This is a genomic window from Psychrobacter sp. T6-1 (assembly GCF_052258445.1).
Map to the genome: position 1 here is coordinate 1 of NZ_JBQQFC010000145.1, position 5901 is coordinate 5901.

The 5901-nt window shown below is 45.8% G+C and carries 6 protein-coding genes; 5 read left to right on the forward strand and 1 reads right to left on the reverse strand.

From position 1 onward, the window contains the following. The coding region (locus ACTXGO_RS08635; RefSeq protein WP_443574064.1) for an aldo/keto reductase at positions 1 to 799 on the forward strand (799 nt) is incomplete at its 5' end. An 89-nt stretch (positions 800 to 888) separates the two neighbouring features. On the opposite strand, the gene ACTXGO_RS08640 is transcribed toward ACTXGO_RS08635, so the two are convergent. Next, positions 889 to 1683 (reverse strand): lysophospholipid acyltransferase family protein, encoded by a 795-nt coding sequence (locus ACTXGO_RS08640; RefSeq protein WP_435950273.1) that lies wholly within the window; start codon positions 1681 to 1683, stop codon positions 889 to 891. A 263-nt stretch (positions 1684 to 1946) separates the two neighbouring features. Here ACTXGO_RS08640 and hflX point away from each other — a divergent pair, with 263 nt between their 5' ends. From hflX to ACTXGO_RS08660, 4 genes are all read left to right on the forward strand, one after another. Then, positions 1947 to 3422, forward strand: a complete 1476-nt coding sequence (gene hflX / locus ACTXGO_RS08645) for a ribosome rescue GTPase HflX (RefSeq protein ID WP_435950272.1) — start codon at positions 1947 to 1949, stop codon at positions 3420 to 3422. A gap of 304 nt (positions 3423 to 3726) precedes the next feature. After that, positions 3727 to 4158, forward strand: a complete 432-nt coding sequence (locus tag ACTXGO_RS08650) for a CidA/LrgA family protein (protein ID WP_443543603.1) — start codon at positions 3727 to 3729, stop codon at positions 4156 to 4158. Between the two features lie 66 nt (positions 4159 to 4224). Continuing rightward, complete coding sequence (locus ACTXGO_RS08655; RefSeq protein WP_443574066.1) at positions 4225 to 4914, forward strand: LrgB family protein; 690 nt, start codon at positions 4225 to 4227, stop codon at positions 4912 to 4914. 164 nt (positions 4915 to 5078) lie between these two features. After that, positions 5079 to 5879, forward strand: a complete 801-nt coding sequence (locus ACTXGO_RS08660; RefSeq protein ID WP_317200150.1) for a lytic transglycosylase domain-containing protein — start codon at positions 5079 to 5081, stop codon at positions 5877 to 5879. Positions 5880 to 5901: the final 22 nt, after the last annotated feature.

Below are 5901 nucleotides of genomic sequence, written 5' to 3' on the forward strand. Positions count from 1 at the left end.
GGTTATCCTTGCCAGCAAAATGTCGCCAATGAGTTTTTTGCGTGACGGTCAAAGCCGTTTTAACGCTGAGCATATCGGGCAAGCTATCGATGGCAACCTTGAGCGCTTGCAAACAGATTACATCGATGTTTATCAGTTGCATTGGCCTGAGCGTCAAACGAACTTTTTTGGTCAGCGCGGCTACACCGAAGATATGGCAGCGCAATCACTGGACGATTTGACGCCGTTTTTAGAGACCATTCAAGCGCTAAACAATGAGATCAAAAAAGGTCGCATTCGTGCGTATGGCTTATCCAACGATACCGCTTGGGGACTCATGCGCTATCTGTGGGAGGCGGACAAAAATGATTTGATCGCACCTATCACGGTACAAAATCCTTATAGCCTACTCAATCGCTTGTATGAGGTCGGTATGGCAGAGATCGCGCATCGCGAAAACGTCGGCCTACTTGCTTACTCGCCGCTAGGCTTTGGTGTGTTGTCGGGCAAATATTTAGATGGCAAACGTCCAGAGGGCGCTCGCCTGACCAAATATGAGCGCTTTGGTCGTTACGTAAACGAGCAAGCGCTATCGGCGACAGAACAGTACGCCAAGATTGCTGATGACGCAGGATTAGATATGGCGCAGATGTCACTGGCTTTTGTTAATTCGCGTGCTTTTGTCACTAGCAACATTATCGGCGCGACCAGCCTTGAGCAGCTTAAATCTAATATCGATAGCATTGATCTGACTTTGAGCGCAGATGTACTAGAAGCTATAGAGGCCGTACATACCGAGCAGCCTAATCCGTCACCTTAGTTTTATCCTCAGGTATAAATATCAAAAAAAAGCGCAGCCTATTAAAGGTTGCACTTTTCTGTGTTTATCCTGATAGCAAAACCTTATGCTTATGCAGAAGTACTCAGTACTCTTGAATGTAGTTCAGCTAAGCCTTCTTGCATACTTTTTTGCAATTTGTTGGTCATCTCACTTTTGCTATAGCCATTAGGATCTATTGGCTCAAGCGGTAGCACATAAGCGGTAACATTTTTGCTATCGAGTACCTTTTTAAGGCTCTCTTTCATGGTTAATTTGCCATAATAAGGCAGTGCGTCACTTAAGGTACCGTCCTTATTAACATAAGCGAGTACCATAGGCTGTACGGGTACCTTTGCATCTATCGCTGCTTGCAAAAGCGTACCATGAATACGCTTGATTTTTTTACCATCTGTCGTGGTGGCCTCTGGGAAAAAGACAACCGAAAAGCCTTCTTTTAAAAAGTCTGCAATTTGCGTGGCTACTGATCCGGCATCTCCTGACCCGCGCTGGATAAATACCGTGCCCGCAGCATGAGCCAGCTTACCAAATACAGGCCACTCGCCAATCTCAGCCTTTGACAAAAAGAACGCGGGACTCACGGTACCTACAACTGGAATATCCATCCATGACACGTGGTTTGATACCCACAGACCGTGATGCTGCGGTACTGGCTCGACCTCTACGACCTTGACACCGAACGAGCCTGCCATCTTGCGACAAAAGGCTTGAATATAGCGTGGTAGCTTTTCTCTTGGTGGCTCCCGAAATGCGCCGATGCGCTGGGCGGCGCGTAGTCCGCCGACCATAGTTGTGGTCATGCCAGCGATTTGCTTGCCACGGCCCAACTGTTTTTTGACTGAAAACTTTGACTTAGATTGACTCATCTTTGTCCCTCATGGATGTATATAGTGCGTTATTGTATATAAGCTACGCGCGGTTATGTAAAAGATAAATTATAAAAATAGAGTGTAATAAAAGGCAGATAAGTATAACAAACTTCTCTTGATTCAGTGACGATTTGTTCACTCAGACCTCTTGGATCAGGTTCAAAGTTAACATAAAATTATCTGACACGCTTTAATATCGTTGGGGTGGCCGCATATAGAAGGTTATAACCCTTTAATAAATTAATAATAGGTGACTATTTTTGGAATATTTTGACAGACATACCGGCGGCGAGCGCGCTATTATCGTTCATCTAGACATCCGCCAAATTCAAGATCCTGATGATCTTGGCGAGTTTGAACTCTTGGCGGACTCAGCAGGTGCGGATCGATTGGCACTAGTGACAGGCTCACGCCTAAAGCCTGATGCCAAGTACTTTGTAGGGAGCGGAAAGGCTGAAGAGATTGCCGAACTGGTACGCGAGCATGACGCTGATATCGTCCTTTTTAACCACAATTTGTCGCCATCACAAGAGCGTAACCTTGAGACTATAGCCCAGTGCCGCGTCCTTGACCGCACCGGTTTAATCTTAGATATCTTTGCTCAGCGCGCTCGTACTTATGAAGGTAAGTTGCAAGTCGAGCTGGCGCAGCTTAACCATCTATCGACGCGCCTCGTTCGCGGTTGGACGCATTTGGAGCGTCAAAAAGGGGGTATTGGTCTGCGTGGCCCTGGTGAAACCCAGCTTGAGACCGATCGCCGCTTATTGCAGACGCGAGTTAATCAGCTTAAGAGTAAGCTTGAAAAGGTACGGCAAACGCGCGCGCAAGGCCGTGCCCGTCGGCAAAAATCTGATGTACCCACTGTCTCGCTCGTCGGTTATACCAACGCAGGCAAGTCCACTTTATTCAATCGTTTGGTGGATGAAAACATCTATGCTGCGGACAAACTGTTTGCGACCCTTGACCCGACACTGCGCCGCTTAGACTGGCAAGGCGTTGGACGCGTAGTACTGGTCGATACCGTAGGCTTTGTGCGTCACTTGCCCCATGAGTTGGTTGAGTCTTTTCATGCTACGCTTGAGGAGACGTTAGAGGCTGATCTTTTGCTTCATGTTATCGATTCCTCAAGTGAGGATATGCATGAGCAGATTCAAGCGGTCAAAGCAGTGCTGGCTGAGATTGACAATGACGTACCTGTGCTCAATGTCTATAACAAGATTGATCTCACTGATGAGCCTGCTCGTATTGGGTATGCAAGCGAGGGGAAACCCAATCGTGTTTATGTCTCCTCACGAGAAAACCTAGGTATGGAGGAGCTCTCTCTTGCCGTACAGCAGCTATTGACGGGCACGCTTACCACCTTTGATTTGACGCTGCCATATAATGCAGGTCAATTCAAAAACACCTTGTACGAGCTTGGCGTCATACTCGAGGAAAGCTATGATGATACGGGTCATGAGTGCCTGACCATACGTCTGCCAAGCGATAGGCTCAAGCAACTGCTCGGTCAGGCTAACCTGTCTCCTTTAGACGTACTGCCCTTAGCACAAGCAACGCTTTTGATGCCTGTTCTTGAACCTTTTGAAGAGTCAAGCCAAGAAAAAACTGCGACAAATGCAGGTGATCTTGACAGTAAATCGGTAGATTCTGATGACTCAGCTGAGACTTTAAGCCATCATTTAGACGATGAGTCCGAAGTTGATTTAGCCTTGTCTGATACAACGCCAGAGGCCTGATTAATCAGTCTAGCTATTTATTAAACGCGGTCTTTAGTACTATTTAAGTTACTATTTAAAAAAACCTCACCTAATACAAGCGGTACTTATCTTATAAGATAGGTATCGCTTGTTTTTTGATAGTTTGGCGCTTATTGATTCTGCCTTAGGGAACCTAGCTTTATTAATGTGGCGACTGTGTATATAATTGGCGCTCCTATCATCGACAAGTGTTTTTTTAATGGTGTGTCATGTTTTACTAGTACTTACCATTAGTCAAACCTCTAGCACGTTATGTTTATTTTTAACTTATCATGAGTCACTTATGACCCTCTCTTCGCACTCAAAGCTACCTTTATGGATGGCTATTATTTTAACCCTCGTTATGGTCGTTGTGGTTCGTGAGCTTGCGGTCGTTATCTGCAGCTGGGCTGGTATCGAAAAGGCTGCCAATATTGTCGGTTTGGTTGCGATGTTCTTGATACTTATGACTTGGCGTTTGATAAAAGGTCTACCGCACTGGCTCACTCAAGCGAGCAATACTTTGCTTGTCGATAGCGGTTTTGCCTTTTTACCTGTATCTGCCGGCGCTGGCATCTTGTTATTTGAGCTTGGTGATGAGTTATGGGGCGTCATGATCACGATGATTATCAGTACTCTCATACCGCTATGGGGTCTTGGCATCTTGGCTAATCGCTGGCTAAACAGTAGCGATACTCTTGATACGTCAAGCAAATCTACTGAGCGTCAAGAGTAGCCGTATGTTTTATGAGAGAGTTATGCATCTTGCTAGGGGTTTTTATGTATTTTGCTAGAGGTAGCCATGTATTTTGACAGCATAGCCGTAGCGACTGGGGCGGCGATACTATTGACGTTAGTGGCGCACGTGAGCGCCCGCGTCCTTGCCAAAAAGCTCACTTGGCTGCCTATGGTCATTACCGCACTAGTCTTAGTTATTGTGTTCTTATTCATTTTGCAATGGGACTATGATAACTACTATGGCGTGGCCAAACCTGTCTTTGATCACCTGTTGGGTTACGTGACAGTACTACTTGCTGTACCGCTGGCAGCAATGAACTTTAAGGGTTTACCGGTCGAGCGCCTCTCTATTATTGTGCTGATTGCTAGTATTGTCGGGGCTTTATTGCCCATGTCACTTGCCTATCTGTTTTCGCTTAGCCAAGAGACCATATTAGCCTTTGCCACTCGCTCTGTAACCACGCCTATCGGTCTTAGCGTAGCGGACTTGATTGGCGCACCTTTAGCGATGGCAAACCTGATCATTATTGTTTCAGGCTTGCTTGGCGGCGCTCTGGCACGTTCCTTGTTTCGCAGTATTGATGATGACCGTGCAAAGGGTTTGGCACTGGGACTGGCGGCGCATGCTTTTGGTACAGTTGAAGCGTGGCAGATCAGCTCAACTGCTGGACGTTATGCAGCCTTTGGCTTAGCGGTTAACGGGCTATTGACTGCCGTATGGGTACCCATATTTATCGGTGCGCTGTCAGCATAAGCTCATTCTTTATTTTATGGATATGACATATTCGACATAAGTCCAAATGAGGATTTATGTTATAGTTGTGTTATAGTAAATTCTATCTATTTTAAATCAGCTGATTCTTGAGCGCGTTCATACACCAAGTAATCTGATCGTCTTCGATAAAAAGTGATGCCTTTATGATAAACATTCAAACCCTAAGTCGTTGCCTGTCACCGATATTATTGACCTCTTTTGCTCTATCCGCTATTTCTACAAGCGCGCATGCTGGCAATATGTATATCTATAAAGACAAAGGCGGTCAGGTTCTTCTAACCAACGTCAGCCCTAGCGGTAATTTTGAGAAATTCACCAAAAAAGTAAAAGTCACTTATTACAAAGACAGTAGCAATTACGATAATAATGCCAGTACCAATAACTACGGTACTAGCCCTGCTAGCAATAGCGGTAGCCGTAATGCTTATGACGCTTATATCCGTGCTTCAGCTGCTCGTCATGGCGTCGATCCTGGGCTTATGAAAGCGATGATGCATACCGAGTCCGCTTTTAATCCTAATGCCCGCTCGCCTGTCGGCGCACAAGGCTTGATGCAGCTGATGCCTGCTACTGCCAGACGATTTAAGGTGAGTAATGCTTGGGATCCTGCGGATAATATTGAAGGTTCGGCCAAATATATCGCTTGGCTGATGCGCCGATTTGATAACAATATCGAATTTGCTATTGCAGGCTACAACGCAGGCGAAGGTAACGTCGATAAGTATGGTGGTATCCCACCATTTAAGGAAACCCGCAACTACGTCAAAAAGGTGATGAGCCGTTATCATAGCCTGTACAAAAACGACTCTGGGCTATCGACTAGTACAAATAACTATAACAACGCTAATGGCATCAGCGATAACAGCTCAATGCAAAATGTCAGCTTTGGTACGAGCAGTAATAGTGCAAGCTACGCCAATTCCGCTTACGCCGCGCTACGTTAAACTTACTATTTTATATACTGCA

Coding starts and splice junctions, on each gene's coding strand:
- ACTXGO_RS08640 (WP_435950273.1), bottom strand. CDS start 1,683: ATGAGTCAATCTAAGTCAAAGTTTTCAGTCAAAAAACAGTTGGGCCGT.
- ACTXGO_RS08650 (WP_443543603.1), top strand. CDS start 3,727: ATGACCCTCTCTTCGCACTCAAAGCTACCTTTATGGATGGCTATTATT.
- ACTXGO_RS08655 (WP_443574066.1), top strand. CDS start 4,225: ATGTATTTTGACAGCATAGCCGTAGCGACTGGGGCGGCGATACTATTG.
- ACTXGO_RS08660 (WP_317200150.1), top strand. CDS start 5,079: ATGATAAACATTCAAACCCTAAGTCGTTGCCTGTCACCGATATTATTG.